The 24,940-nt window shown below is 70.2% G+C and carries 26 protein-coding genes and 2 pseudogenes; 14 read left to right on the top strand and 14 right to left on the bottom strand.

The window, feature by feature from the left end; all coding sequences use genetic code 11:
• The first annotated feature begins 355 nt into the window (after window positions 1–355).
• The gene (locus tag B073_RS44110) at window positions 356–805 is read left to right on the top strand and encodes a nuclear transport factor 2 family protein (protein ID WP_078508051.1); all 450 of its coding nucleotides are present in this window, start codon (window positions 356–358) and stop codon (window positions 803–805) included.
• A gap of 16 nt (window positions 806–821) precedes the next feature.
• On the opposite strand, the pseudogene B073_RS46415 reads toward B073_RS44110, so the two are convergent.
• The 5 genes and pseudogenes from B073_RS46415 to B073_RS49295 form a co-directional block, all read right to left on the bottom strand.
• A pseudogene (locus B073_RS46415) lies at window positions 822–1,268 on the bottom strand (ISL3 family transposase); the annotation flags it as partial.
• Window positions 1,269–1,779: 511 nt separating this feature from the next.
• Window positions 1,780–2,742, bottom strand: coding sequence for a DMT family transporter (locus tag B073_RS0117170; protein WP_018539321.1), 963 nt, complete (start codon window positions 2,740–2,742; stop codon window positions 1,780–1,782).
• A 379-nt stretch (window positions 2,743–3,121) separates the two neighbouring features.
• Window positions 3,122–3,466 (bottom strand): hypothetical protein, encoded by a 345-nt coding sequence (locus B073_RS47920; protein ID WP_018539320.1) that lies wholly within the window; start codon window positions 3,464–3,466, stop codon window positions 3,122–3,124.
• Between the two features lie 57 nt (window positions 3,467–3,523).
• Entirely contained in the window at window positions 3,524–3,661 is a 138-nt protein-coding gene (locus B073_RS47915) for a hypothetical protein (RefSeq protein WP_018539319.1), read from the bottom strand.
• A 138-nt stretch (window positions 3,662–3,799) separates the two neighbouring features.
• Window positions 3,800–4,112, bottom strand: a pseudogene (locus tag B073_RS49295) (carboxylesterase family protein); the annotation flags it as partial.
• A 79-nt stretch (window positions 4,113–4,191) separates the two neighbouring features.
• Here B073_RS49295 and B073_RS0117155 point away from each other — a divergent pair.
• Both B073_RS0117155 and B073_RS0117150 read left to right on the top strand, forming a co-directional pair.
• Entirely contained in the window at window positions 4,192–4,899 is a 708-nt protein-coding gene (locus tag B073_RS0117155) for a helix-turn-helix transcriptional regulator (RefSeq protein WP_026247474.1), read from the top strand.
• Window positions 4,900–4,930: 31 nt separating this feature from the next.
• Window positions 4,931–5,431, top strand: coding sequence for a DUF3291 domain-containing protein (locus tag B073_RS0117150; RefSeq protein WP_037811928.1), 501 nt, complete (start codon window positions 4,931–4,933; stop codon window positions 5,429–5,431).
• A 489-nt stretch (window positions 5,432–5,920) separates the two neighbouring features.
• Here the strand turns inward: B073_RS0117150 and B073_RS0117145 are convergent, their stop codons facing one another.
• The 3 genes from B073_RS0117145 to B073_RS0117135 all read right to left on the bottom strand — a co-directional run bounded on the left by B073_RS0117145 (window position 5,921) and on the right by B073_RS0117135 (window position 7,341).
• Window positions 5,921–6,301 carry a DUF2267 domain-containing protein gene (locus B073_RS0117145; RefSeq protein ID WP_202486779.1) on the bottom strand — a complete coding sequence of 127 codons (381 nt, stop codon included), beginning with the start codon at window positions 6,299–6,301 and terminating at the stop codon, window positions 5,921–5,923.
• A 111-nt stretch (window positions 6,302–6,412) separates the two neighbouring features.
• Entirely contained in the window at window positions 6,413–6,808 is a 396-nt protein-coding gene (locus B073_RS0117140; RefSeq protein WP_026247473.1) for a DUF2267 domain-containing protein, read from the bottom strand.
• 101 nt (window positions 6,809–6,909) lie between these two features.
• On the bottom strand, window positions 6,910–7,341 hold the full coding sequence (locus tag B073_RS0117135) for an Hsp20/alpha crystallin family protein (RefSeq protein ID WP_018539314.1): 432 nt from the start codon (window positions 7,339–7,341) through the stop codon (window positions 6,910–6,912).
• A gap of 128 nt (window positions 7,342–7,469) precedes the next feature.
• Between B073_RS0117135 and B073_RS0117130 the strand changes: the two genes are divergently transcribed.
• A complete protein-coding gene (locus B073_RS0117130; protein WP_018539313.1) occupies window positions 7,470–8,102 on the top strand; it encodes a hypothetical protein in 633 nt (210 codons plus the stop codon).
• 209 nt (window positions 8,103–8,311) lie between these two features.
• On the opposite strand, the gene B073_RS0117125 is transcribed toward B073_RS0117130, so the two are convergent.
• Window positions 8,312–8,692, bottom strand: a complete 381-nt coding sequence (locus B073_RS0117125) for a winged helix-turn-helix transcriptional regulator (protein WP_018539312.1) — start codon at window positions 8,690–8,692, stop codon at window positions 8,312–8,314.
• 74 nt (window positions 8,693–8,766) lie between these two features.
• Between B073_RS0117125 and B073_RS0117120 the strand changes: the two genes are divergently transcribed.
• From B073_RS0117120 to B073_RS40215, 4 genes are all read left to right on the top strand, one after another.
• Window positions 8,767–9,453: an NADPH-dependent F420 reductase gene (locus B073_RS0117120; protein ID WP_018539311.1), complete on the top strand. Its 687-nt coding sequence runs from the start codon at window positions 8,767–8,769 to the stop codon at window positions 9,451–9,453.
• A gap of 65 nt (window positions 9,454–9,518) precedes the next feature.
• Window positions 9,519–10,178, top strand: a complete 660-nt coding sequence (locus B073_RS0117115) for a maleylpyruvate isomerase N-terminal domain-containing protein (protein ID WP_018539310.1) — start codon at window positions 9,519–9,521, stop codon at window positions 10,176–10,178.
• Window positions 10,179–10,324: 146 nt separating this feature from the next.
• Window positions 10,325–10,984, top strand: coding sequence for a LysE family translocator (locus B073_RS0117110; protein ID WP_018539309.1), 660 nt, complete (start codon window positions 10,325–10,327; stop codon window positions 10,982–10,984).
• 84 nt (window positions 10,985–11,068) lie between these two features.
• Window positions 11,069–11,995 (top strand): HAD family hydrolase, encoded by a 927-nt coding sequence (locus tag B073_RS40215; RefSeq protein ID WP_018539308.1) that lies wholly within the window; start codon window positions 11,069–11,071, stop codon window positions 11,993–11,995.
• Here B073_RS40215 and B073_RS40210 read toward each other — a convergent pair.
• Entirely contained in the window at window positions 11,887–13,794 is a 1,908-nt protein-coding gene (locus B073_RS40210; protein ID WP_018539307.1) for an AfsR/SARP family transcriptional regulator, read from the bottom strand. The genes B073_RS40215 and B073_RS40210 overlap by 109 nt on opposite strands.
• A 344-nt stretch (window positions 13,795–14,138) precedes the next feature.
• On the opposite strand from B073_RS40210, the gene B073_RS0117095 reads away from it, so the two are divergent.
• A complete protein-coding gene (locus B073_RS0117095) occupies window positions 14,139–14,648 on the top strand; it encodes a hypothetical protein (RefSeq protein WP_018539306.1) in 510 nt (169 codons plus the stop codon).
• 335 nt (window positions 14,649–14,983) lie between these two features.
• On the opposite strand, the gene B073_RS40205 is transcribed toward B073_RS0117095, so the two are convergent.
• A complete protein-coding gene (locus B073_RS40205) occupies window positions 14,984–16,612 on the bottom strand; it encodes a serine/threonine protein kinase (RefSeq protein ID WP_018539305.1) in 1,629 nt (542 codons plus the stop codon).
• 171 nt (window positions 16,613–16,783) lie between these two features.
• On the opposite strand from B073_RS40205, the gene B073_RS0117085 reads away from it, so the two are divergent.
• Window positions 16,784–17,578, top strand: a complete 795-nt coding sequence (locus B073_RS0117085) for an FHA domain-containing protein (RefSeq protein WP_106731874.1) — start codon at window positions 16,784–16,786, stop codon at window positions 17,576–17,578.
• Between the two features lie 55 nt (window positions 17,579–17,633).
• Here B073_RS0117085 and B073_RS0117080 read toward each other — a convergent pair whose 3' ends face one another.
• The 3 genes from B073_RS0117080 to B073_RS0117070 form a co-directional block, all read right to left on the bottom strand.
• The gene (locus B073_RS0117080; RefSeq protein WP_018539303.1) at window positions 17,634–17,849 is read right to left on the bottom strand and encodes a hypothetical protein; all 216 of its coding nucleotides are present in this window, start codon (window positions 17,847–17,849) and stop codon (window positions 17,634–17,636) included.
• Window positions 17,850–17,881: 32 nt separating this feature from the next.
• Complete coding sequence (locus tag B073_RS0117075) at window positions 17,882–20,347, bottom strand: hypothetical protein (RefSeq protein WP_020573029.1); 2,466 nt, start codon at window positions 20,345–20,347, stop codon at window positions 17,882–17,884.
• 79 nt (window positions 20,348–20,426) lie between these two features.
• A complete protein-coding gene (locus B073_RS0117070; protein WP_063740883.1) occupies window positions 20,427–21,185 on the bottom strand; it encodes a Crp/Fnr family transcriptional regulator in 759 nt (252 codons plus the stop codon).
• 174 nt (window positions 21,186–21,359) lie between these two features.
• Here B073_RS0117070 and B073_RS0117065 point away from each other — a divergent pair, with 174 nt between their 5' ends.
• From B073_RS0117065 to B073_RS0117050, 4 genes are read left to right on the top strand one after another with little or no spacing between them, the layout of a single operon-like run.
• Window positions 21,360–22,103 carry a hypothetical protein gene (locus B073_RS0117065; RefSeq protein ID WP_018539301.1) on the top strand — a complete coding sequence of 248 codons (744 nt, stop codon included), beginning with the start codon at window positions 21,360–21,362 and terminating at the stop codon, window positions 22,101–22,103.
• Between the two features lie 9 nt (window positions 22,104–22,112).
• Complete coding sequence (locus B073_RS0117060) at window positions 22,113–22,529, top strand: hypothetical protein (RefSeq protein ID WP_018539300.1); 417 nt, start codon at window positions 22,113–22,115, stop codon at window positions 22,527–22,529.
• The gene (locus B073_RS40200; protein WP_018539299.1) at window positions 22,526–23,728 is read left to right on the top strand and encodes a protein phosphatase 2C domain-containing protein; all 1,203 of its coding nucleotides are present in this window, start codon (window positions 22,526–22,528) and stop codon (window positions 23,726–23,728) included. Before B073_RS0117060 ends, B073_RS40200 begins: the two co-directional genes overlap by 4 nt.
• Window positions 23,725–24,915 carry a hypothetical protein gene (locus B073_RS0117050; RefSeq protein WP_018539298.1) on the top strand — a complete coding sequence of 397 codons (1,191 nt, stop codon included), beginning with the start codon at window positions 23,725–23,727 and terminating at the stop codon, window positions 24,913–24,915. The genes B073_RS40200 and B073_RS0117050 overlap by 4 nt, the downstream gene beginning before the upstream one ends.
• Window positions 24,916–24,940: the final 25 nt, after the last annotated feature.

Below are 24,940 nucleotides of genomic sequence, written 5' to 3'. Positions count from 1 at the left end.
ACCCCGGTGCGGACCGCAGGATGATCCTGATGTCTCCTGAAGGGTGGCACCGTCTGATCGACCGCTGCCAGCACCGCCCGATCGCCCACGTCGCCGCGGAGGCGGGAATCTCTCGCGTGTGGCTTTGTCCACGAGTCCGGGTTCTGGCTCAACTTCCGTGAAGTGTGACTGTGCGCGTGCGCGGTGGTGCACCACAGATGCCGTCTAAATGAGCCAGACACTCGCAATTGCCGCATCAGGAAGCTTCTCCTTACCGGTTGCCTTTGCGAGGACCGCAATTACTTGACAGGTAATCGACGCCTTGCGGTGCCTGGTACAGGATCATCTGTGAGTTACCAGAGGAGAGGATCCGACCATGACGAGCACCACCCACTGCACCCGAGCCGTGGTAGAGGATTATCTTCGCCGTGCTGCCGAAGGGGATCCAGAACGTATCGCCGCCATCTATGCAAAGAAGGTCGACTGGATGGTGGCCGAGAATCCGCAGGTGCCGTGGATTCGTTCCCGCTCCACCCGCGCCGATGTTGCGGGCCACTGGGTTGACCTGGCCTCGTACACGGTCCCCGGCCAAGGCTCCTTTTCGATCGATGCGATCGTGGCCGAAGGCAGCGAGGCAGTGGTGATGGGCCATCTCTCTGGAACGGTACGGGCTACCGGAAAAGCCTTTTCGGGCCCATTTGCGCTGAGGCTGTCTGTGGACGACGGCCTGATCACTCGGCATCACATCTACGAAAACAGCCTCTCAGTTGCCGAGGCGTGCACCCCCGATGGCGGCTGCTCACAAGCCGACAGCCCTGGTCGGTAATTTGTGCTTGCTCCTGTCAGGCGAGCAGGACTCGTTTCCGGAGCAGGTCGAAACCCGCGCGGCCCAACATCTGCCGTTTGAGCATCTTGATGCGGCTGACGTGTCCTTCGACGACGCCAGAGTTCCAGGGCAGGGTGAGGCCAGCGATGACGGCATCGCGGTCGCGATCGATGCCGGCGGCCAGGTTGAGCAGGCCCGGCAGGTCGTCCCTGCGGACGGCGTCGAGCCACTGCGGGAGCCGCCGGCCCTGGCGCTCGGTGAGCATCTCGGCGAACGACCGGACGTGCCCGGCCAGCGCGTCCAGGTCGGGGCAGCGGACCAGGACAACCTTCAGTCGAAGCTGCTCGACTTCGGTGATGGCGTCGGGATGGCTGAGGATCCAGCCGGAGACCGTGCGAGGGGACGGCGGGGGTGCGGTGACCGGGTCGGTGGAGAGACGCTTCGAGCGGAAGTAGGCACGGAGGGCGGCCCTGTCACCGGCCCTGGAAGAGGCCCTCCGGCTTGGCGGCGTCGGCGAGACGTTTGACGGTGCGACTGGTCATGCGCAGTTGCCGTTCGATCGCGCGGCGGCTGTTGCCAGCGGCTAGCAATGCGTGGACAGCGGCATGGTTGGCCCGAGTGCGGTCGGCGAACCGGTCGCCGGTGGGCCATGGCGAGCCAGTAACGTCCGTAGCCTCGTCGCCGGGCTGCGAGGGACGCCGAGGGGCAGATATCTCGGCCCGCAGGCAGGCACGGTGGTCAGCGACGCACCGCTCGGCGGCTTCGCTGAGGTTGTGCCACAGATGCCACCGATCGGCGGCCTGGCGCGCTTCTTGCTCAGGTCCTCGTGACTCTGGATCCGCAGCAGGGGCTGTCGCCGAACGCATACCGGATCTCCTTGAGCGAGCACGAGCCCCGCGGCGATCGCCCCCGACACCAGCGCCACCCTACGCACGGCTCCGACGCCGGAGGCAGCGCCGCATTCTCAGGCGGCGTCAGGTGTGGGAGGCGGGCTCCGTGATGCGGTCGTGGGGCCGTGAGGCCGGCGGGCTGGGCGACTTCTGGCTCTGGGCCACGACGCGGGTGGTGGTGCGGCGGGTGGCGGCGACGGTGATACCGGCGAGGACGAGGAGACCGCCCAGGAGCGCGGTGGGAGCGGGCAACTCGTGGAGGAAGACGGCGTCCAGGGCGAGCGCCGCGACCGGGACCCCGTACAGGACGAGTGAGCTGGTGGCCGCGCTCGCCGTGCGCAGGGTACGGGACCAGGTCCAGAAGGCCAGCGCGGTGCAGGCGACGCCGAGCCAGATGACGGCTGCGGTGCGATGCCCCTGGGCGGTTGCTGCCTGCGCGACGGCCGAGGGGGCCAGGGGGAGCATCGGGACAAGGCCGAAGAGGCTGCCGTAGAAGGTGCACTCCACGCCCGAATAGCGGTTCAGCAGCGGCTTTTGCAGGATGAAGGACGTGGCCTGCGCGGCGGCTGCGATGATGATCGCGGCCGCCCCGGTGAGGGTGCCGCTGCCGCCGCCCGTGGTGACGGCGACCAGTACCGCACCGCACAGGGCGATGGCCAGCCCGGTGACCCCCCGACCCCCGGGACGTTCCTTCAGGAAGGCGATGCCCAGCAGGGTGGCGAAGACCGGGGAGGCAGTGATCAGCAGTGCCGCCGTGCCGCCTTCCACGCTCTGCTCGCCTGTGTACAGCAGCAGTTGGTAGGCCGTCATGCCCGTCAGCCCGAAGGCTGCCATCCGTACCACATCTTCCCGCCGCAGTCGGCCTATGCGGCCGAGCACGAGGCACGGCACCAACAGCACCAGCGCCACGGCGATCCGCAGTACGGCGATCGACGTGGGCGTGTAGTCCGGCAGCGCGATGCGGATGGCGGGGAACGCCGATCCCCACAACACCGCCGTCGCGGCCATCGGGGCCCAGGGGATCGCCGGCCGCGGCTCGGTCGTCACAGGAAACTCCACAAATCGGTTGAAAGTGAAACCGATACGCGACGCGGTTGCCTATCGGATGACCCTTGGAAAGCTACCCAAGCAGGCCGCATAAGCCAAATAAGCAAATTGCCACACACCTAAAAGGATTGCTTTTAGGTGTGTGGCGCTTTCGACTGCCCCGGCACATCGCAGACGCACATAGGGGTCACGCAACCGCTCCAGCGCCACCCGGTAGGCATTGCCCACAGCCACCGCCTCCCTGCGCTGACCGCGCAGGGAGGCGGATCACGTTCGTGTCCGGTCCGGTCCCACACCCCCGTAGCGGGTTCGGACCGGAAGCAGCAAACGTTTCCGTGGGGAGGATGTCGGTCAGCCGCTGGAGGGTCCGGTCCTGCCTTCACTCGACCTGTGACGGCGTGCTGGGGTCGGCTTCCGATGAGCCGGCTTTGGTATTCGGCCGCTGGCCTTGTGGCCCGTCCTCGATGAGGTCGAAGGGGGTTGGGGTGTGGTCCTTCCAGATCTGGCGGGAGGCTTGTTCGGGGTAGGGCAAGGTCTTCGATTCGGTGTCCAGGACGCGGGTGAGCTGCTGGTCCGGGCGGTGGGCGGGCCATCCGGGGTCGCCGGTGGTGGCGAAACGGACCCATGCCTGCTGAAGTTCTCGCGACACCGTGATGGCGTCGAGGGTGGGCGGGTCGCCGAGGAGTTGTCTGCCGGTGGGACTGTCCAGGGTGCCGAAGGCCAAAGGGACGTCAAGGCCGTGGCAGGCGCCCAAGGACCCTCCGAAGGAGCGGGATGCCAGTTACAGTTCGAACAGGAACGAGGTGCCGCCGGCCGCGGCGTTCACCCGGGCCAACTGCAGTGAAGGCATCCGGAAAAGGGCGTCGGAGTACACCGTCTCCAGCAGTTCCTCCGGGGTGGCATGCGGGGTGGGCGGCACGGTAGGCATCCGCGCCGACCGGTGCCGGGGCGAACAGGTCCAGGGCGATACGGGCATCCTGGTCGGTGAACGTGCCCAGCCGTCCGCTCATGACGGTGAACAGCCGGAATTCATCGCGGGTGTGCCCGGCGAGCAGGTCGATTCCGCCCCGGCGGACTGCCCGGCCACAGTGACCTGGTCGGGGTCTCCCCCAAAAGAGGTGATGTTCTGCACGCACCCACTGCAACGCCGCGATCTGGTCAAGGAACCCGCGGTTGGGCGGGGCGCCGTCGAAGAGGGCAAAACCCTCCACGCCCAGGCGGTAGTTGATGCTCACCACGACCAGCCCCGCCCCGGCCGGCGCCGCCGGATCGTACATCGGGTCACTCGAGGCCCCTGCGATATAGGCACCTCCGTGGATCCACACCAGCACCGGCAGCCCTGCCGCGCCCGGATCCGGAGTGCAGACGTTGCGCGTCACTTCTCACGGCTGGGGCGGGGCCGCGTCCCGCCCTTCTATCGCAAACCTGTGTTGTTCCTAGAATGGCCGGGTGGAAGACATTGACGCGATCGCAGCATTGCAGGATCCGGTTCGGCGCCGCCTGTACGAGTACGTGGTGACCCAGGGCCGTGAGGTCGGCCGCAACGAGGCCGCCGAGGCAGCCGGGGTGGCGCGCACGCTCGCCGCGCACCACCTGGACAAGCTGACCGAGGCCGGACTACTGGAGAGCGGCAGCCGCCGCCTGACGGGCCGCTCGGGGCCGGGAGCTGGCCGTCCCGCCAAGGTGTACACGCGGGCGCGAGTTGAACGGGCGGTGTCTTTGCCCACCCGCGACTACCGCACCGCCGCCGAACTGCTCGCAGAGGCCGCCGAACAGGCCGGACTCGACGCCGGGCTCTGCGCAGCCGCGCGCCGCCGCGGCCAGGCCCTGCGCGGCCCGACGGCACCCTGCGGCGACCTCGAAGAGGCCATGGCGGTGCTGGCCGCCCGTGGCTACGAACCGCACCTGGAAAACACCGCGGGCACCCAGGACGCCGAAGGCGCCAAGGAGACCACCGGAGAAGCCGCGACGGTGTTGCGCATGCGCAACTGTCCCTTCCACGCCGTCGCCGAACGCTTTCCACCGCTCGTGTGCGGCATGAACCTCGCACTGCTGGAGGGGCTGCTCGGCACGGACGGCCCCGTCCGCGCCCGCATGGACGCCCGGCCGGGAGAGTGCTGCGTGGTGGTCGAGACTTCTAAAAACAATATCGATTGACATAGAGAAGGGCCCATGCTGGGATGCGGCCATGACTGCAGCCGTGCACGCCGCCCACCTCGCCCAGCTCAACGTCGCCACCCTCCTCCACCCCCTCGACGACCCGCGCACAGCACCGTTCGTCGAGATGCTGGCCCCGGTGAACACCGCCGCCGACCACGCGCCGGGCTTCGTATGGCGGCTCGTGGAGGACGGCACGGCCGACGCCACCGCCCTGCGCCCTGCAGGCGAGGACGTCATCGTCAACCTGACGGTGTGGGAGACCCCGGAAGCACTGTGGGACTTCACCTACCGCAGCGGGCACCTGGAGGTGATGCGGCGGCGCCGCGAATGGTTCGAACGGCACGTCGAGGCACACCTGGTGCTCTGGTGGATCCCCGCCGGCCGCCTCCCCAGCATCGACGAGGCCCTGGAACGACTGGCGGACCTGCGAGCCAATGGCCCCTCCCCGCGCGCATTCACCTTCACCTCCTCCTACACCGCCGCCGAAGCCACCCAGCACCTTCAGGCCGTGCCACCGCGACAGCCCTAGGGCCTGTCGTCGAACTCCCGTCGTTCGCCCGGAGGGCGGGCCTCGCGGCGTCTGGTGCGTGCGATCTCAAGGCGGAGGGTCGTCCCGGTACCGGGTGTACCGGGGCGAGCCCGACAACGCGGAGAGCGCGCGTGCCAGGCGTCGCGAGGCAGGCGGGAGTTTGACGACAGGCCCTAGGAACCACGCCGCCGCCTCGCTGCCGCACTCAACTGGAGACGCATGAACTGCCCTTCGCGGTAGGAGGGCACTGTCAGGAATTCCACGGCGCACCGCAAGAAGGGCCCCTCCACGGCAGGTTCGTCATCGACGATGCTGCCGGCCCGCTCCCGCCGTGCCTCGGTTCGTCCCCTGGAGCGTTACGCCCGCCCTGGCGGCGACGCGGTCGCCCGACGCGTCGCTGAGCGCGATCCCGCTGCGCGTCGCCGAACCTGACCAGGGCGGACACCGTCGCAGCGGTCGTCGCGCCCGCCCCGAGCACGCACCTGCCGTCTACGCGGCCGGGGTGAGTTCGGCGCGGCCGAACAGCAGGGCGTAGCCGGTGGGGAGCTGGTGGAGGATGCGGGTGATCAGGTCGGGGCCGGCGTGGGCGGCCACGGCGGAGAAGACGGAGCCGGTGTCCCAGCGGGTGGTGGCCAGGGAGGCCCCCGTGCGGGCGGCGAGGTCCTTGACGAAGGCCCAGCCGGTCAGTGGCCGGGTGTCGGGGATCTGTGCGGTCAGCACGCGTGCGGCTTCCAGGGGCAGGCAGGCGGCCAGGTCGACGCGTTCGTCGCCGGTCAGCTGGCGTCCCAGTCCGGCGAGGACGAGGCGGACGGCTTCGTCGGCTTTCTCGCGGGTGGGGTAGGCGCCCTCGTAGCGGACCTTCTCCAGCATCTGCTCGTATGCCGTCCCGTACGGCTGCAGGGGCGGTGTGTGCAGGTCGGAGATCACTGGGGTGGTTGCCTTTCTTGCTGTGGCCGGTGTTCGGGCACCGGGTGCGGATGGTCAGGTGGGCTGGGGGCGGCCGAAGAGCAGGTCGTAGCCGGCAGGGAGCTGGAGCAGGATCTCGCCCGTCAGGTCCTCGCCGGCGGCGTCGGCGACGGTGGACAGCACGGCGCTGACGTCCCAGGCCGCGGTCTGCTCGGTGGCGCCTTCGATCCACGCGGCCGTTGCGCGGACGAACCGCTCCGGGGACAGCGGTTCGGCGCTCTGCAGCGGGTTGAGCAGGATCAGCGCGAACGCCTCGGGCAAGCGCGCCGCCAGTTGGGCGCGGACATCGCCGACCAGGTGCGCGCCGAGGAGGGCGAGCACCACGCGGGCCGCGCGCTCGGTTTCCTCCCAAGTGTCGTACTCGCCGCGTTCCTTGACGTGGCCGAGGAACGCTTCACGTCGCAGGGTCATCTCGGCCGCCCCCTTCTTCTTCGGACTGCCCATTGGGGGGGCGCGGAGGGCGAGGTGAGGGGAAGATCAGCTGTCCGCCCTCCGCACCCGTCCGGCCGGTGTCAGCCGGAGATCTCCTTGCGGCCGGAGCCGACGCCGATGGAGATTTTGCGGGGCTTGGCGCGCTCGGCGATCGGGATGCGCAGGGTGAGCACGCCCGCGTCGTAGTCGGCCTGGATGTGCTCGGTGTCGAGGGTGTCGGCGAGCACGATCTGGCGGGAGAAGACGCCCAGCGGCCGCTCGGACAGCTCCATCTGCACGTCGTCGGCCTTCGTCACCGGCCGCCGCTCGGCCTTGACGGTGAGCATGTTCCGTTCGACGTCGATGTCGATCGCGTCCGCGGGGACGCCCGGGAGGTCGAAGGCCACCACGTACTCGTCGCCCTCGCGGTAGGCGTCCATCGGCATCGCCGACGGGCGGGACCAGGTGCCCGGGCCCATCATCTGCTGCGCCAGCCGGTCCAGCTCACGGAAGGGGTCAGTGCGCATCAACATCGTGAAAACACCTCCAGCAGGTTCAGGCAGTTGCTGCCAATGCGCCTCACTGGCACCGTTGTAACATGTCATCCATTGGATGACAACCACGATGTCGTCCGCAGGACGACAATGAGAGGGAGGCGCCCGTGACCACAGCCGACGAGCCGGCCACGACCAGCACGAATGCCCACAGTCCGGCGTCGTTCCTCGCCGCCGCTGCGGCTCTTAACGCCATAGACGACGCCCTGCGCGACGCCCAGCGAGAGCCCCTGGACACCCCGGATGCGCCCTCCCCCGGGCCGGAGCAGGCGCTGGCCTCCCTGATGCTGCTGCGGCAGGTGCGCGAGCAGCTCGCCGGATGGGAGACCGGTCTGATCGAGACCGCCCGCCACGCGGGAGCCAGCTGGGCCGACCTCGCCCACCCCCTCGGCGTCGCCAGCCGCCAGGCCGCCGAACGCCGCTACCTGCGCGGCCGCCCCGGCCCCGCCGGAACCACCGGCGAACAACGCGTCCAGGCCACCCGCGAACGCCGCGCTGCCGCACGCACCACAGCCACCTGGGCCCGCCGCAACGCGGCCGACCTGCGCCGCATCGCCGGCCAGATCACCGCCCTCACCGATCTGCCCGCCACGGCCCGCCTCCCGCTCACCCAGCTCCACGCGGCCCTTGCCCACGACGACCCCGCCGAGCTCATCCGCCCCCTCAACGCCACCCGCCCCCACCTGACCACCAACCACCCCGACCTCGCTGCACAACTCGACACCCTCACACCCCCCTGAACCCATCCGTTGCCCCAAGGCGCACGCGAGATCGCCTGCCGCCGGCAGATACAGCTCTGCCCCTCTTTGCGCGCGAGGAGCCGGCGAGCAGGGACCGCCATGCCTTCTCCCCTCCGGGGCTTGGTTCGGGCCTCGGGCAATGCATTTCGGCAACGCCGCGAGAGTGCGTGCCAGGCACCGCGACGCCGCGGAGATCCGTCACAAGCGCCCTAGTGAGCAGAAGGAGGGGGCTGCGGGACGAGGGTGCATGCTGCTTCCTGGGCTGCCATGACCTCGTCGCCGTGCTCGAAGGCCCATGCGCCGACGGCGTCGATGGGCGCCAGCAAGGTCCGTCCCAGAGCGGTGAGTCGGTACTCGACCCGTGAGGGTGCGTCGGGGTCGGCCTGCCGGTCGACCAGTCCGTTGAACTGCAGCCGGCGCAGAGTCTCGGTGAGGACCTTGGAGCTGATGCCCCCGATCCGCTCCCGTAGCTCGACCGGACGCCTGGGACCGTCGCGCAGCGCCCAGAGCACCACGGCGTTCCAGGTGTTGGAGAGCAGGTCGAAGGCGAGGCGGGCGCGGCAGTCGGCGAGGAAGGCGTCGGTCGTCACGTACCAAATGGTGCCCCAACTGCCTTCTAACGTCGGTGTGAATGGTCGAAGCAGGCACGGAGAGGGAACGTGTGATGAGGATCGGCGTACTGGGAACGGGCAACATGGCCGACGCGCTCGCCACCCACTGGGTGCGGGCCGGGCACGAGGTGACCATCGGGGGACGGGACGCACACAAGGCGGAGCAGCTTGCGACGCGCATCGGAGGCAGTGCGAAGCCTGCCGGTCTGCGCGCGGCGGCCGAGTCCGGTCAGGAGGTGGTGTTGGGCGCACTGCCCTTCGGGGCAGGGGTAGACGTGGCACGGGAACTGCGCGCGGCCCTGGAGGACAAGGTGCTGCTCGACTGCTCCAATCCGATCGGGCCGGGCTTCCGGCTGCTGACGGAAGGAGGCCCCTCAGCCGCGCAGCAACTGGCCGCGGCGGCACCGGGAGCCCACGTCGTCAAGGCTTTCAACCTGTGCCACGAGGACGTGTGGCGCATGCGGCCTCCCGTCTTCGACGGGCGACCACTGGCCGTGCCGGTCTGCGGGGACGACGAGACGGCCCTCGTGCGGGTACGCGAGTTGGTGCAGGACGTGGGCTGCGAACCCGTGGCCGGCGGCGGTCTCGAACGTGCGGGACTCCTGGAGGCGACCGCCGCGCTGTTCATCGCCCTGTGGGTCGGCGAGGGAGTGGACGCGCAAGCAATCGCACCTCCGCTGGCTTACGCGACCGGACCGAACCACCAGGCAGCGGAAGGCGGCGCGGGGGCTTTCCGTTAGAGGTTTTCAGAGGGGGTGCCTGGCCGGCCGGGCATGGGGTGGCCACCCGTAGTTAGCCTGCGGGGATGACGCATTCCGCATACCCGCAGACGCAGATCCTGGTGAGCGGCGAGCATGTTCGCGCGGCCGTCGCGCACTGTGTGGCCACCCTGTCCGGTGCGCCCTCCGCCCAATGGCACGCAGCCGCCGGCCAACTGGAGTGGACATGTTGGGAGACCCTGGAACATCTCGCGGACGACCTGCTCACCTATGCGTTGCGCTTCGGGCTCGCGCACCCGAGCGGCGTGCCACGCGTACCTCTGCGCACCTCCACCGATCGCCCCCGAGGACCGGCCAACGTCATCTTCGGCGACGAGGCGGCGGGGCCGGAGGGCCTGCTGACCGTCGTGGAGGCGTGCGGCGGGCTGCTCGCGACCGTCGTGGACAGTACCGATTCCACCGCACTCGCCCCACATGTCTTCGGCGCCTCCGACCCTGAAGGCTTCGCGGCCATGGGCGTCGTCGAAACCCTCGTTCACACCCACGACATCGCTCGGGGCCTCCAGCGCGACGGATTCCCACCGGAGGACTTGAGCAGGCGTGTTCTCACCCGGCTCTTCCCCGACGTAACCCTCGCGGACAGCGCCTCGTCCACGCTCTTGTGGGCTACCGGACGCCTCGAAACACCCGCTCGTCCGCGCCGGAAGGACTGGCGCTGGTACGGAGCGCCGCGCAGGCATCACTGACACGCTTCCAAGGCGTGCCGGATGAGTCGCATGACTACCCGGACGACGCGCGGCGAACACCGGCATTCCTGCCCGGTTTCGGGCAGGAATGTAGACGTTCCATGGCCCTCGGCCTAGGGTGATCGCTCATGATCGCCCTAGACGCAATGGGGACTTTCACCCTGATAGTTGGACTCCTGACGCTCACTCCCGGACTTGATACCGCACTCGTCCTGCGCACCGCAGCGCTCGGGCACCGCCGTCGCGCCTGGGGCGTGGTCCTCGGCATCCAGAGCGGCACGCTGGCCTGGGGCGTGCTCACCTCGCTCGGTGTGACCGCACTGCTGACCGCGTCCCACCTCGCGTACGAGACTCTTCGCTGGGTCGGCGCCGCCTACCTGGTATGGATGGGCGGCAGGCTGCTGTGGGCCACCTGGCGCCGCTCATCGAGCGAGAGCCCGCAGACCGCGGGGACCGGGTGCGCGACCGTGACCGGGGTCGAGACCGAGGCCAGGACAGGCACCGGCGACACCCTGCTCGACGGCTGGCGGCAAGGGGCCGTGACCAATCTCCTCAACCCGAAGATGGGCGCCTTCTACGTTGCGGTGCTCCCGCAGTTCATCCCCGCCGGCGCCTCGCACCTCGCTGCAGGCGTGCTCCTGACCGGTGTACACATTCTCCTGGCCGTCGCCTGGGCGTGCGCACTGATCGCCTTCGCGCACGTGCTCCGAAACCGCCTGCAACGGCCCTCGGCCCGCCGCTGCCTCGACCGCATCACCGGCACGGTCATCGCCGCCTTCGGCATCCGGCTCGCGCTCGGACAGTGAGGCACCGGTTCGGCACCACCGCAAGGCCACCGACGGCCGCCGAACGGGCAACCCGTACGTCACCCGAAGCGATAGGACATCTGCATGTGCTCGCTCCCCACCAGCACCGAGGCCGTGGTCTTCGACTGCGACGGTCTGCTGGTCAACACCGAACCCTGCTGGACCGTTGCGGAAACGGCCATCTTCGCGGCGCACGGCCATCCCTTCGGCCCCGAACAGAAAGCCCTGGTCATCGGCCGCACCGTGGAGGCCGCCGGAGAGGCCATGGCCCAGTATCTCGGGTGCCCCGGCGCCGGTACCGAACTCGCCGCCGAGCTCCTCGAAAGAGTCCGCAAGGAGCTTGCCCGAGGCGCCGCGGCCCTCCCCGGGGCAGCGGAACTGGTACGCGCCTGCCGGGCAGCCGTACCCATCGCCGTAGCCAGCAACAGCCCCCGGGAACTGCTGGACGCGGCACTGTGGTCGGCCGGTCTCACCGACTACTTCACCCACTCCTTCGCCGCCGACGAAGTGCACTCCCCCAAGCCCGCACCAGAGCTCTACCTCACCGCATGCCAGGCACTCGGTACGCCTCCCAAGCGCGCCGTCGCCTTCGAGGACTCGGCCACAGGCATCGCCTCGGCGCGCGCCGCCGGGCTCTACGTCGCAGTCGTACCGTCCCTCCCAGAAGACGACCTCGACCACGACTGGCTGGGCACCAGCCTGGCCGAACCCGAACTGCTCGACTGGGCCGGGAAACTGGGAGAGGGCACGGTCCCCCCCCCCCACGGTCCGCTGAGCAACGAAGGAACGCCCCTGCCGAGGATGGCAGGGGCGTTCTTTCGTTCCTGCGAGCGTTCAGAGCAGCGCCATGAAGGGTGGGAGTCGGCGAACGGTTCCGACAGTGATCAGCGCCGCCGGCCCCGTCATCGGCAGGAGGGGCCCCGGTGCTGGGCGAAGTGGGCGAGGAGTCGCCGCACGGCCTGGTCGCGGGCGGACTGCGGCTCCTCCGCCTCGACGCGCTGCGCGGCGTAGATGCGCACCATCTCGGACCGCACATAGTGCCCCTCGGCGTGTTCTTCGAGGAGGTGGGCGTCGCACAGCTCGGCGAGGTGACGGCGCGTGCGCTCGACATCCCGGCCGGCCAGCACACCGGCGTCCTGGACCTCCACACAGGGGCCGGGGTGCAGACCGAGGAAGCGGAAGAGCCGGGCGGCGGCGCTCGACAGGGCGCGATAGCTGAGATAGAGGCACGCCTCCACGCCCAGGTCGTCGTGCGCGGACAGTTCCTGCAACCGGCGGCGCTCATCGGCCAGCTTCTTCGTCCAGCATGCCAACGACCACTCGGGGTGCGCCATCAGCCGGGCCGCGGCGATCCGCAGCGCCAGCGGCAGCCGGTCGCACCGCTCGACCAGTGCCCCGGCCGCCGCCGCATCCGCCTCGACGCGCTGCCGCCCCAGCGCATTGCCCAGCAACTCCAGCGACTCCTGCGAGGTGAGCGGCCCCACCCTGACCAGTGCGGCTCCGTCCCGCACCACCAGTCCGCTCAGCCGCCGTCGGCTGGTCACCACCGCCAGGCAACCCGACGCCACGGGCAAGAGAGGGCGTGCCTGCTCGGGGGTGCCGGCGTTGTCCAGCAGAACGAGCATCCGCCGGCCGGCGAGCAGGGAACGGTAGAGCGCCGACGCCTCCGGCACGGACTCGGGGATCTCCGCCTCCGGGACGCCCAACGCCCGGAGGAAGGCCGTGAGGACGGTGCCTGGCCGCATCGGGGGTCGCTCGAATCCCCGCAGGTCCGCGAAGAGCTGCCCGTCGGGGAACTCCGCCTTGTGGCGGTGCGCCCACTGCACGGCGAGGGTGGTCTTACCGGCACCGCCCGTACCGGCGAGCACCAGGCACGCGGGCCGCGGCACCCGTTCCAGATACTGGTCCAGCACCGCGAGTTCCCGGTCGCGGCCGCAGAAGTCCGCTACTGCGGGGGGAAGTTGGGCGAGGCGGGGCGGGGGGCCGGGCCGGTGATCGCAGACGTACGGGGCGACGTACCGCTCCGGCTCCGGCCCCGCGTGCGCCGGCGCGGCCGGTGCCCGGTTCCGTGCTGCGGACTTGGGGCGGCCGGCGGCGGCCGGCGCGGGGCCGCGACCGCCCCCGAGGACCGCCAGGTAGGCCGCGCTGAGCGCGGGGCCGGGGTCGATGCCCAGCTGGTCCTTCAGATGGCGCCGGGCCCGGTGGTAGTGGTCGAGGGCCTCGGCCTGCCGGCCGTTCGCCTGGAGGGCCCGCATCAGCAGCGCGGTCAGCTCCTCGTGCAGCGGATGCTCCACGATCCACCCGGCCAACTCCGTGACCAGCTCCCCGTACCGTCCGAGCAGCATCAGCCGTCCACCGAGCTCCTGGAGCGCAGCCAGCCGCGCCTGCGACAGGCCGGTGCCCAGCGTCTTGCGCACCCGCTCGCCGGGCACGTCCGCCAGCGCCTCGCCGCGCCACAGGCCCAGGGCCTGACGCAGCATCGAGACGGTCACCCGGGGTTCGGCGTCCCGGGCGCCGGTGACCAGGCTCCGGAAGCGGTGGACGTCCACCGAGCCGGGATCGGCGAGCAGTACGTATCCCTGCCCCCGCGTGGAGAGTTCGGCGTGTCCCGCCAGCAACTGCCGTAGCCGGTGTACGTGGTTGTGGATCACGCCCCGTGCCCGGGCCGGCGGATCCCCGTCCCATGCCAGGTCGATCAGCCGGTTCACCGGGACCGCCTGGTTGACCTCGCTGATCAGCAGCGCGGCCACGGTACGGATCCGGCCCGCCCCCAGAGCCAGTGACAGGCCCTGGTCCGTCTCGATCTCCACCGGCCCTAGGAGCCGCAACTGAACCATCGTGCCCTCTTGTGCATATCGCTGAACGGGGCGCGCGCTGAACGCCCTTGCGAAGTAAAGACCATGGAACTCCGGATGGGGATGACCACCCCGTATCTCATCTCACGATGCGGACATGTCCGGTGCGTCCGGATGCGACCGTAACCGAGTCCGATGCGGCCCGATGGCGGAAAACGGGCCGCATGAGCGCGATATGAGCCATTCGTGAGCGGCCCGGCCGAGTCTGATGTCCACGCCGGAGCGGCGGTTCTTCCCGCAGCCCCGGCCCGCTCTCCGTACCCGCGGAGAAGACCGCCCCCCATTGATCGAGGAGAGACATGTCCACTTCGGCCGTTCTGAAGAAGAGCGTGGCAGCGGTGGCCCTGGGCGCCGCGCTCACCGTTGCGGGTGCCGCCTTCCCGGCAACCGCCACGGCCGCCCCGGTCGCCGCCGCGGCAGCGGCCGGCGACTCGCCGGTCGACGTCGGCGCCAACGCCAACCTGAACTTCAACATCGACGTGCTCGGCATCGCCAACAAGATCGAGGCGTCGATAAAGACCGCCCAGAACCGCGAAGGCTTCGTCAAAAACCTCCGGGAGTCGGCGTTCTACGCCGCCGGTGGCCAGTACAACGTCATGGTGATGAACCTCAGCCAGGGCTACGAGGACCACCTCAACGGCGTGAAGCTCTACGGTTCCGCCACCTACGACGGCGTCGTCTACGGCATCTGGGTGTTCGAGGACGGCGAGTTCACGAACAAGGGCGATGGCGGCTACATCAACTGGGCCTTCCGTGGCTGGTTCGACCGCCCGGACAACGGCGGCTACGTGAAGTTCACCCGCCCCTGATCCCTGTGCGGCCCAACTGACCGGCCCCACACGGCCGGGGGCGGCCCGCCCGTACCCCTGGCGGGCCGCCCCCGGACCGGGGCGCCCTCGTTCACTCCCCCGGGAGGGCGCCCCACCCGGCAGGTCACGGTGCGCACCCGCCCACGCGGTGGCGAGCGCCGCAGTATCCGGTGCGCGTCGAGGGTGACGCGGTTGCCGTTCCCGGAGGCGTGGTACGTACCGGTGAACGCGACGAGGTTGGTGAGGCCCCTCTTCCGCTCTTCCGCTCCGACTCGTTCGGACCGGCGAGCAGCCTCCCTTGCGGCTCGGGAGGCCCACGGGTTGTGCCGTTTGTTTCACTTCTTGACTGGGGTGCCGCCGTTCATGCCGAAGCGGGCGGAGCACTGCTCGCCGGATCGGTCGCTCGCGTTCCAGACGCAGATCCACATCGTGTGGCCGACGTCCGAGAGGAAACTTGTCTTCGCGGCGCCCCAGGAGGCATGGAACGTGTACGCGATGCCGTCGCTGCGGTAGAGCTCGGCGGCGCAGCTTTGGTTCAGGGAGGTATTGAGCACGCCTGCCAGCTCGCCGGAGCCGTTGTCGTCCAGCCAGGCGGAGCAGGCGGCGTCGTTGCCGACCCAGGAGGTGTCCGCCTCGGAGCCCTTGACCTGTGCCGGGTCGTCGCTGCCGTTGATCCCACTGATCGACGACGAGGTGACGCGGGTGGCGGCTGTTGGGGACGCGGCGGTCGCGGCGGGGCCGGAGGGCGAACGCGCGCTGGGCGCGCTCGACGGGACGGCCGTGTCCGTGCCGGCCGGGCGGACCGGCGTCGGGCGTCCGGACTCCGCGGTGGGCGAGGCCGAACGGCTTGGGCTCGCGGAGGACGTTCGGGTCGCCCCGGGCACGGGCTCGACGCTGACCGACGCGCTGCCGGACGGATGCGCAGCGCCGTTGTGCCGGGAAGTGGGCGGGAGGAGTACGAACGCTGCGACGGCGCCGAGGGCGATCACCGCGGCGGCCGGGAGCAGGGGCAGGCGTCTGCGCGGGTGGCGAGGTGACGCGGCGGACGGGGGCGCGGTCTCAGGCGTCGGATCCGCATCCAGGTCCGGTGGCGGGACGGTCTCCAACTTGCCGACCGGCGTCGCGGCGAAGGCACGTCGTAAGGCGATGCGTGACATGACCTCGGAAGGCCAGGAGGGCGGAGGGTCAGGCAGGTGTGCGCGGGCCGCCTGGACCACCTCGCCGGCGGTGGGGCGGGCTCCGGGGCCGGTCGCGAGACAGGACCCGATGACGGCGGCGAGGTCGGCGTCCACGGCACGCAGCGGCTCGACGTCGGGGACGACACCGGGCGTGCGGCCCGAAGCCGCGTAGAGCACGAGCGCGCCGAGCGAGTAGACGTCCGCGGGCGCGTCCACGTCCTCGTCCCCGGCCTGCTGTTCCGGTGCCGAGAATCCCTGCGTACCGTAGCTGCCACCGCTCTTGGTGAGCCTCGCCTGGTCCGCGGCGCGCGCGATGCCGAAGTCGATCAGCTTCACGCCGTCCCGCACCAGTATGACGTTGCCGGGCTTGACGTCACGGTGCACGATCCCGAACGCGTGCACGGCCGACAGCTGAGTTGCTGCCTCGGCCAGCAGCAGCCACAGCGCCTCGGCAGGCAGCGGGCCGCGCAGCCGGACCGCCTCGTCCACGGTGAGTCCGGGCACGTACTCGGTGGCGAACCAGGGACGTTCCGCAGTGCCGTCGCTCGCCAGTACCCGCGGCCCGACCCCGGCCGGCACACGGTAGAGGATGCCGACCTCGCGTTCGAAGCGCTCGCTGGAGACCAACCGTGGCCGGACGCGCTTGACCGCGGCGTAGCCCTTGTCGGACGCCCCGAGATAGACCTCGCCCATGCCGCCGACGCCGAGCAGGCCGATGATGGTGAAGCTGCCGATCTCCTGCGGATCGTCCGCGCTGAGCGGTTCGGCGATCGTGCTATCCATCATCAGCAGTTCCCCGGCCGCTCGCGCTCACGGCGGGCAGGCTATCGAGCAAGTAGGGGCAGGGCAACAGGGGTTGGCGGCGAACGCGCCCTTGCCCGGCGTACACATCTGTGGGAGGACCGGTCCTCGCGGTGCGCTCCTACGCTGACGCGAGCCGAGCCGGAGGTATGTGAGATGGCGCACGGAAACTTTCCACCCCAGATGCTGCCGCCGGGCAGTCCCTCCGACAGGGTGCCCTCGGCGCCGCCGGGGACGATCTTCGTACTGGGTCCGGAGGGCGGGTACGCCGTGCCGCCGCGCCGGTACACGCTGCTGTTCGGGCGCGACCGCGAGGACGTGCATGTGCCGGTCGGTGTCGACGACCCGACCGTCAGCCGTCGGCACGGCGTGTTCACCTGCACGGCCACGGACGGCGACTGGTGGCTGCTCAACACCGGCAATCTGCCGATCGAACTGCCCGACGGCGTGCTGATGCTCACCGGCCACAAGCGGCTCATCGAGTCCGGGTACACCCCGCTGGTGATCAACTCGTCCAAGCGGCGTTCCCACCTGGTGGAGGTCCGCGTCGTGGACGAGGACGACCGGAACCCCCGCTCCACGAGCGGTGCGGAGACCGTCGATCCCGAGACGGTCTACGAACTCTCCCCGCAGGAGCGGCTGGTGCTCACCGCGCTCGCCCGGCGCTACCTGGAGGGCCACGACGCCTTCCCGCTCCCACTGGCCTGGGAGGACACGGCCCGTCTGGTCAACGCCTCCCCTTACGTGACCAAGTCCTGGACCTACAAGTCGGTCGCGAACACGGTCGAGGACGTGCGCGAACGGCTGCACCGCCGGGGCGTGCGCGGACTGCTGCGCGACGAGGTCGGCGAGCCGGTCGGCTCGACACTCAGTGTCAACCTGATCAGGGAACTGCTGAAGACGGCGACGCTGAGTGCTCAGGACCTGGAGTTGCTGGCCGACAAGGACTGAGCGGATCGCAGGGTACGTGCCCCGGCCGATCATCGGCCGGGGCACGCGGCGTTTCTCAGCCTTCCGCCTCAGGCTCGGCTGCGGCGTTGTACGTGACGTGCATGGTGCCGTGTTCGACCGCGAAGACGGCTGCCTGGTCCTCCGCCGAGTTCTGCTGCTGCGGCTGCTCGGGGGGACGCTTCGTGTTCGTCACGCGGTTGTTGTCTCCTACGACGAAGATGCCGGAGACGTCCCCGGTGTGGATGTCTCCGTGTGTGGATTCTGCGGGCATGATCGGCCTTTCTTGAGGGAAAGCGGGGTACGTCAGCCGCCACAGTCGGTCCGCAGGCTGTCTATGGCAGATCCCATCGCCGAACTCGGACTTGATGTGTCAATCGTGCTGCTGGACATATTGGCGAATGACTGGTACTGACTCCGTATCTGCTGAACGGCGGTCAGCATGCTCTTGAAGTCCGCTTCCACGGAGCTGTCCTGAGCTTCCGAAATGGCCTGTTGCAACGTGGACTCGATGGAGTTCAGGTCACTGACGACGGCGTTGGCGCCGGAGAGCAAATTGCTGTTGTCGGGAGCGGTGGACGTCGCGCCCGAGTTGTAGGCGCTCACAGCGCTGTTGTACGAGTGGAACGCGGCGTCCTCGGCGTCGGCATCGGTGCCGTACTGCTTGGCCCCTGATGTCAGCTGCGGGAGCACTGTCGCGCACACGGGATCGACGGTGGGCGAGGGGGTGTCGGTGGGCGAAGGGCTGTCGGTGGGCGAAGGGGTGTCGGTGGGCGAGGGGGTGTCGGTGGGCGAGGTGTCGTCGCTCAGGTTCGGCGTACTGACGGAGTTCGACGTGACGGCTGGAGACGGGTTCGGCTGGTCGTTCGCATAGACGGCGGCACCCACGCCCAGCACGGCTACGAAGCCGAGCGTGCAGGCGACGGCGAGTGCCGATATTCCGCCCTTGGCACCCGCCGCACCGGCGGCGGTGAGTGCCGTGTGGCCTGTGCTCGTCGCGGACGTGGTGGTGCTCACGGCGTGCGTCGAGTGGGCAGCGGAAGGGTGCGCCGCCGAGAGGTCGACCCGCTGGGGTATCGGTGCGGCGGAGTGTGCGCTGGACACGTGGGCGGCGACGGGCGGCTGCGCGGAGGGATGGGAGAGGTCGACCACCGGCCTCGCCACGTGGGCGGGCATGGCTGTGTGCGTGGGAGCCGAAGCGGCGGACGTGGCGGCGGTCGGGTGGGTGACGGCCTGCGTGTGCACCGCGCCGTGCGTCGGGGTGAACGGGTGGACCGGGTGGACCGGGGGCGCCGCGGCCGACGGGGTGATGGTCGACGCGGCGCCGGCGACCTGGTGGGCCGCCGAATGCGCGTGCAGGGCGGTGAGTTCCCGCCACAGCACCTCCGCCTCGAGCACCAGGGCCGTCGTCTGCGCGGCCCGCCCGATCGCCTTCCGGCGGGTGCGGGCCTCGCGCAGGAAGAACTCCTCACCCTCCTTGTCCCCCGCGCTCTTCGCCGCTGCCCAACCGACTCCGAGCAGGCTGCCCCACGCGTCGAACTGCCGGGACAGCGCCAGCTTCGGCGAGGCCGCACGGGCCAGCGCCGCGCCGAGCTGCGCGTGTCCGCTCCGCTCCGCCCGCAGCACCGCGACATCCAGGGCCTGGAAGTGCGCCGCGACGTCGTCCGGAGCGGTGTCCCTCGCCTCGACCCACGCGGTGAGCGCCCGGCAGAGCCGATCGGCGGGAAACTCCGTCTTCCGCATGTTCAGCACGCACTCGGCGACATCCGGCGGACAGCTGTAGCCGGTCTCCGAAGCGAGCAGCAGGCCGTGTCGCACCAGACCGTCGGCGAGCGCGCCGGTGTCCGGCCGGCCGAGCAGATCACTGAGATGCCGGGGGGCCAACTCGGCGCCGGACAGCGAGCCGAGCAGGTACAGCAGGTCGCGCTCCTGCGGCCGGAGCTTGTTCAGCAGCGCGGGAAGCAGTTCGGGGAGATCGGCGATGCCGGGCAGTCCCTTGCCGGTCGCGGCCGACAGGGCGATGCGCCGCAGCCGGAGCGGGTTGCCGTCCACCGCGTCGCACAGTGCGTCCACGATCGGCGCTTCGTCGGGCCGCAGCTCGCGGGAGAGCAGCGCTTCCACCAGTTCCGCCGCCGCGGAGGCCGGCAGTCCTTCGAGGTGGATCGCGCGCACGCCGTCGACCGCGGACGGCTGCTGCGAGGTGAAGACGAACGTGGACTGCTCGGCCATGTCGAAGAGTCGGCGCAGGTCCTTCTCGTCGAGCCCCGCGTCGTCCAGGTAGATCCGCAGCCGCAGGGTCTTCAGATGCTCCTTCAGCACCTCCAGCGACGGCTTGTAGTTCGGCGCGTCGAAGCTGATGTCGAATATCGCCTGCGCGATGTCATCGGCCGTACGTCCGCCGGCTTCGATGTAGGCCGCTCCTTCGGGCCCGCGCGGCAGCGCGCACGCGAGGTGGCGCAGCAGCGCGCTCTTGCCGACCCCGGACGCGCCCCAGACCTGCACCAACTGGCTTGTGCCGATGGCCTCTTGTAGTACCTGGACGTCCCGCGCCCGTCCCATCAACGGCTCAGCGGCGGACCGCGGCAGCTGGGAGATCGGCTGTCGCTTGACCGGATCCGGTAACGGCCCCCCGTGCACGGTGACGGCCGAACCGGACTCGGCGGTGATGTTCAGGGTGCTCACGATGTTGTGGCTGCCTACGAGCATCGTTCCGGACACGTCGCCGGCCCGGATCCGCTCGGAATCGTCCGGAGCACCGTTGTTCTCTGGCATCTGCTTCCCCCGTCCTTCCCACGCTCGGGTCATGCACTCGGTCAGGCTGGCGCCGACCCGTCGTGCGAACCCGTCGCTTTTACGTGTTCGACGAGATCGCCGGCGATCCGGCGGGCCCGGCCGCGACGTCCTCGGAAGGCCCGGCCGCCACGGCGATCCGGGCGAGGTGATCCAGGTCGAGGATCGTGATCCTGCGGTAGCCGGTCACGATCGCGCCCGATTCCCGCAGCGCCCGCAGGGCCTTGTGGATCGACGACTCGGCCGCACCGACCAGGGTGGCCATCTCCGGTTGCGACAGCGGGAGATGGGCTTCGTTCCGGCCGGGACGCCCGTAGGTGACGGCCAGGTGGTGCAGGATCCTGGCCAGCCGCCCGAGCACGTCGCAACCGGTGAAGTCGACGATCCGGCCGGTCGCCGTGCGCAGTTTGGCCACCACGCTCGCGTTGAGGGCAAGTCCTATGGCGGGGTGCTGTTTCGTGCACTCCAGCAGTTCGGAGCGCAGTATGTAGCGGGCCAGCACCCTGCCGCAGGCGGTCACGGTGCCGATGCGCGGCTGACCGTCGATCCCAGCCAGTTCCCCGACCAGGTCCCCGGCCATCCGCACGGCCAACAGCGCCTCGCGGCCGTCCTGGGCGTGCGCGGTGACCTTTACCGTGCCGCCGAGCAGGAGCAGCGCAAAGTCCGAGGTGTCGGCCTCGCGGATGGTGATCTGACCGGCCGGGTAGACCACGCCGTGGCCGAGTCCCAGCAGGATTCCGCGGTCGGCCTCGTCGACCCGGCCCAGTAGCCCGGCCGGCGGCCAGTAGGCCACGGCCCCGCGAACCCGTGTGTTGCGCATCGGCCACACCTCCCTTCCTCGTGCAGCCGAAGCCGCACAAGCCGTATTAGTAGCCGTTCTACCCGAGGACCCCTCCTCTACGGTCTCGTCAATCATCTCGTCGAAACCGAATAACCGGGACGACAGCAAATCGATCTTCGAATTGCCGGACCCCGTCGTGATCGCGGAGGGATTGTGAATCCGAGGTATGAATACCGAGCCCTGCTGGCATGCGACATCGCGGGCTCCGCGGGCCGCGGCGAGCAGCGGCTGCAGAAGATCCGCAGAGTTCTGCGTTCCGCGCTGGTCGACGCCCTGGGCAGCGCGGATCTGGACGCACCGGACTTCGCGTACGTCGACACCGGCGACGGCTGCCAGCTCGTCGCCCCGGCTGCGTTGCCCAAGGCCAGACTGCTGTTCCCGCTGCTCCCGGAGCTGGGCTCACGGATCCGCGAGCACAACCGGCACGCCGACGCGGACACCTGGCTGCGGGTACGGGCCGCGGTGCACGCGGGGGAAATCCGGCTCGATCCGGACGGCACCGTCTCCGGCGCCCCCTTCGAGGCACTGGCCCGGCTGCTCGACTCGGCCCCGCTGCGGCACGCGACCCTGGCCGGTACCAGCGGCACCCCGGTGGCCGCGATCCTTTCGCACCACTTCTACGAGGAAACGGTCGGGCACGGCTACGAGGGGCTGGAAGCCGACGCCTTCACCGCGGCCGACGTCCGGGCCAAGGAGTACGCCGCGCGGGCCTGGCTCTGGTACCCGGGCAGCCCCGTCGGGCCACGCGTCGATTCCGGCCGGGATTCCGGATTCGGCGAGCGGCCTGCGGAGCCCGCGCCGCGGACCGCGGAGCAGCTCGTCCGGGCCACGGGAAACGGCACGGTCTTCGCCGTGCACCGGGGCGACCAGTACGTCCGCCACAACGACCGAGGTTGAGACGCGCTGATGAACGAGGAACTCGCCGAGTTGGCCGCGAGCGGCGCCACCGCTCTGGTCGCCGCCATGGGCACCGATCTCTGGCAGGAGGCGAAGAGGCTGATGAGCGGCGTCCTCGCACAGGCTCGCAGCAGCCGCCGCAACGAGCTGTCCGCCGCGCTGGACCGGCAGTCGACCGCCACGAGGGGAGCGGTCGACGCCGGGGCTGTGCACTACTGGACCGAGGCCCTGTCCCAGCTGCTCGACCGGAACCCGGATCTCGCCCGGGACGTCATGGCCCTGGGTTCGCTGCGAACCCCAGAAAGACCGGACATCGTGATCCAGGTCAATTCCGCCACCGATTCAGGTGAGGTATTCGCGGTGCAGCACGGTACTCAGCACTTTTCCTCCGGGCCGAAATCCCGCGATTCCGAGGAACGGCCGTGAGCCGGGACGACAGCCGGCGCGACGGCCTCATGGACGGACGGGCGCGGGCGGTGCTGCTCGGGGCCGTCGTCATCGGGGCCTTCATCGAGGTCGGCACGCCGCACCGGCAGTTCGGCCTGCTGGTGGACGTGTTCGCCCTCGCGGCAGTGGGCGCCGTCGGCGCGGCGGCCGTGCTGGGGACCCAGCCCGCCGCGACGCCCGCCCGGCAGCGGGATCGGCTCGCACCGGAACCCCGGCCCAGCACAACGGTTCCGATCTGCCGCTACGTCACCGGACCGGCGGCGCCGCAGTCCCAGCCCCCGAGGCCCCGGCCGTTCCTGCGCGAGCGGCCGACCGACCTGAGCGTCCCCCGCTTCGGCGACGGCGCCCGTGCCCAGGGCTACCCGTGGCTGCTGCCGGAGCGCACGGTGCAGAACGGGATCGCTGCCGACGAGGCCACGGTCGGGGCCTTCACCCTCCGCGCGGCCTCCGTCATCGGGCCCGGCCACCGCTGCGGCCAACCCGCCGAGCCGCGCCAGGACTCCTACCGGATCGGGCGGAGCCGGGACAGCCGGCACGCGATCGTGGCCGTGGCCGACGGCCTGTCCAGCGCGGCTTGGTCCGACGCCGGGGCCACCACGGCCTCCAGCCAGGCCGTCACCCTGCTGCGCGAGCAGATCGAGACAGTGGGCTTCGGCGGACTCGATGTCAAAGAGCTGTACGGGCGGATCGCGGAATCGATCGCCGCGCACGCGACCGGCCGCGGCGTCGGCACCTCACAGATGGCCACCGTGCTGATCACCGCGGTGCTCGCCGAGCCGGACGCGAACGGCGTTGCGAGGGCCTGGGTCGCATGGCTCGGCGACAGTTCGGCCTGGACGCTCGACGCGCACGTCCCGCGGTGGCAGTTCTCCGCCGGCGATGCCAAGGACCGCTCGGCCGCGGTGGTCTCGAACGAGGTCGCCGGGCGACTGCCGGACACACCGCAACTGGCCAGGGACCACTACGTCACGCTGGCTCCCGGCGCCGCCCTCGCCCTGGTCACGGACGGGATCGGCGACGCGTGGGCGGACCCGGCGGGCAACGTCAACGCGTACTTCGCGAACGCCTGGCGCTCACCGGTCCCGGCCACGCGGTTCACCGCCGACGTCGGCTTCGACGCGCCGCAGTGCCTTGACGACCGCACCGCTGTCGTGGTCTGGAACGGTGACCGGGCATGACCGAACCCCCTCTCATCGACGGCGCCGATGACCGTGTCGGCGACGGCGACGGCCCGGCGACCGATCCGCGGGGCTGGGCGTTGCCACAGACCGTGAGCGTCAGCGATCTCGGTCCCTTGGCCGAGCCGATCTCCGAACACAACGGCCAGGCCATCGCCGTACGGCCGCTGACGAACCATCCAGGCTGGCTGGCCAAGCTCTACCGGCCGGACCAGCCCCCGGAGGACGCCCATCGGCTCGACCTGCTGATCTCGGCTCCGGCCACGCTGCCGGAGGCGGATCGTGCGCTCCTTTACGCCGGCGCGTGCTGGCCCGCGGCCCGGATCCATGAGCCCGGCAACCCGGCCGTCGGCTGCGTGATCCCGATGGCGCCCGAGCAGTACCGCCGCGAGTTGCGACGCGGCGGGTTCAGCGAGCGCCGCTTCGTGGAGATCGACTGGCTGGCGAAGTCCGACGAGTCGATACGGGGCGTCGGACTGCCGCCCCCCGGCTTCGCCGGCAGGCTGGCCGCCTGCCTCCAATTGACCCAGCTCGCCGCGATCTTGGAGAGCCTGGGCCTGGTCTACTCGGACTGGTCGTTCTCCAACGCCTTCTGGAGCCCGGATCAGCATTCCGTCTACCTCATCGACGTCGACGGCTGTCAGCCGAAGAAGATGCCCGACATCCACCAGCCGAACTGGGCCGACCCGCTCACGCCACCGGGCACCGACGCGGACCAGTACACCGACCGCTACCGGCTCGGACTGCTCGTCGCCAAATGTCTGACGAGCCGGCGTGACGCGGGCGCCTTCCACACCGTCGCCGCGTCCCCCTGGCAGAACCAGCCCGCCGTCTCCGAAGTGCTGCTCGACATGCTGCTCGCGACCGACCGCGAGCGACGGCCCTCGGCCGCTCAGCTGAACCAGGCGCTGAACAGCGGTCCCTATCTCAGGACCACGCCACGTCCGACACGCACCGCGCTGCCCTCGTTGCCCCCGATCCCCCAGCCCCGCACCGACACCGATACGGCCGCCAGGAAACCCGTGCAGGCGACCGCCAGGAAACCCGTGCCCGTGCCCGCCAGGAAGCCCGTGCCGGTGCCCGCCAAGGAGAAGCAGAAGCCTGCAACCTCCTCGCAGGACGGGTGGGTTCTCCCGCTCGTCATAGTCGCGATCTTGGTCGTCCTCATCATCGCCTTCAACCACTAGCTCAGAGGTGCACCATGTCACTCTG

The organism is Streptomyces sp. MspMP-M5, assembly GCF_000373585.1.
GTDB lineage: Bacteria > Actinomycetota > Actinomycetes > Streptomycetales > Streptomycetaceae > Streptomyces.
This window is presented reverse-complemented; position numbering and strand designations above follow the sequence as displayed.

Excerpts from the sequence above, each read along its gene's own strand:
- B073_RS44110 (WP_078508051.1), top strand. The coding sequence starts at position 356 with ATGACGAGCACCACCCACTGCACCCGAGCCGTGGTAGAGGATTATCTT.
- B073_RS0117150 (WP_037811928.1), top strand. The coding sequence starts at position 4,931 with ATGACTGCAGCCGTGCACGCCGCCCACCTCGCCCAGCTCAACGTCGCC.
- B073_RS0117145 (WP_202486779.1), bottom strand. The coding sequence starts at position 6,301 with ATGCTGGAGAAGGTCCGCTACGAGGGCGCCTACCCCACCCGCGAGAAA.
- B073_RS0117140 (WP_026247473.1), bottom strand. The coding sequence starts at position 6,808 with ATGACCCTGCGACGTGAAGCGTTCCTCGGCCACGTCAAGGAACGCGGC.
- B073_RS0117135 (WP_018539314.1), bottom strand. The coding sequence starts at position 7,341 with ATGTTGATGCGCACTGACCCCTTCCGTGAGCTGGACCGGCTGGCGCAG.
- B073_RS0117120 (WP_018539311.1), top strand. The coding sequence starts at position 8,767 with ATGAGGATCGGCGTACTGGGAACGGGCAACATGGCCGACGCGCTCGCC.
- B073_RS0117115 (WP_018539310.1), top strand. The coding sequence starts at position 9,519 with ATGACGCATTCCGCATACCCGCAGACGCAGATCCTGGTGAGCGGCGAG.
- B073_RS0117110 (WP_018539309.1), top strand. The coding sequence starts at position 10,325 with ATGGGGACTTTCACCCTGATAGTTGGACTCCTGACGCTCACTCCCGGA.
- B073_RS40215 (WP_018539308.1), top strand. The coding sequence starts at position 11,069 with ATGTGCTCGCTCCCCACCAGCACCGAGGCCGTGGTCTTCGACTGCGAC.
- B073_RS0117095 (WP_018539306.1), top strand. The coding sequence starts at position 14,139 with ATGTCCACTTCGGCCGTTCTGAAGAAGAGCGTGGCAGCGGTGGCCCTG.
- B073_RS40205 (WP_018539305.1), bottom strand. The coding sequence starts at position 16,612 with ATGATGGATAGCACGATCGCCGAACCGCTCAGCGCGGACGATCCGCAG.
- B073_RS0117085 (WP_106731874.1), top strand. The coding sequence starts at position 16,784 with ATGGCGCACGGAAACTTTCCACCCCAGATGCTGCCGCCGGGCAGTCCC.
- B073_RS0117080 (WP_018539303.1), bottom strand. The coding sequence starts at position 17,849 with ATGCCCGCAGAATCCACACACGGAGACATCCACACCGGGGACGTCTCC.
- B073_RS0117075 (WP_020573029.1), bottom strand. The coding sequence starts at position 20,347 with ATGCCAGAGAACAACGGTGCTCCGGACGATTCCGAGCGGATCCGGGCC.
- B073_RS0117070 (WP_063740883.1), bottom strand. The coding sequence starts at position 21,185 with ATGCGCAACACACGGGTTCGCGGGGCCGTGGCCTACTGGCCGCCGGCC.
- B073_RS0117060 (WP_018539300.1), top strand. The coding sequence starts at position 22,113 with ATGAACGAGGAACTCGCCGAGTTGGCCGCGAGCGGCGCCACCGCTCTG.
- B073_RS0117050 (WP_018539298.1), top strand. The coding sequence starts at position 23,725 with ATGACCGAACCCCCTCTCATCGACGGCGCCGATGACCGTGTCGGCGAC.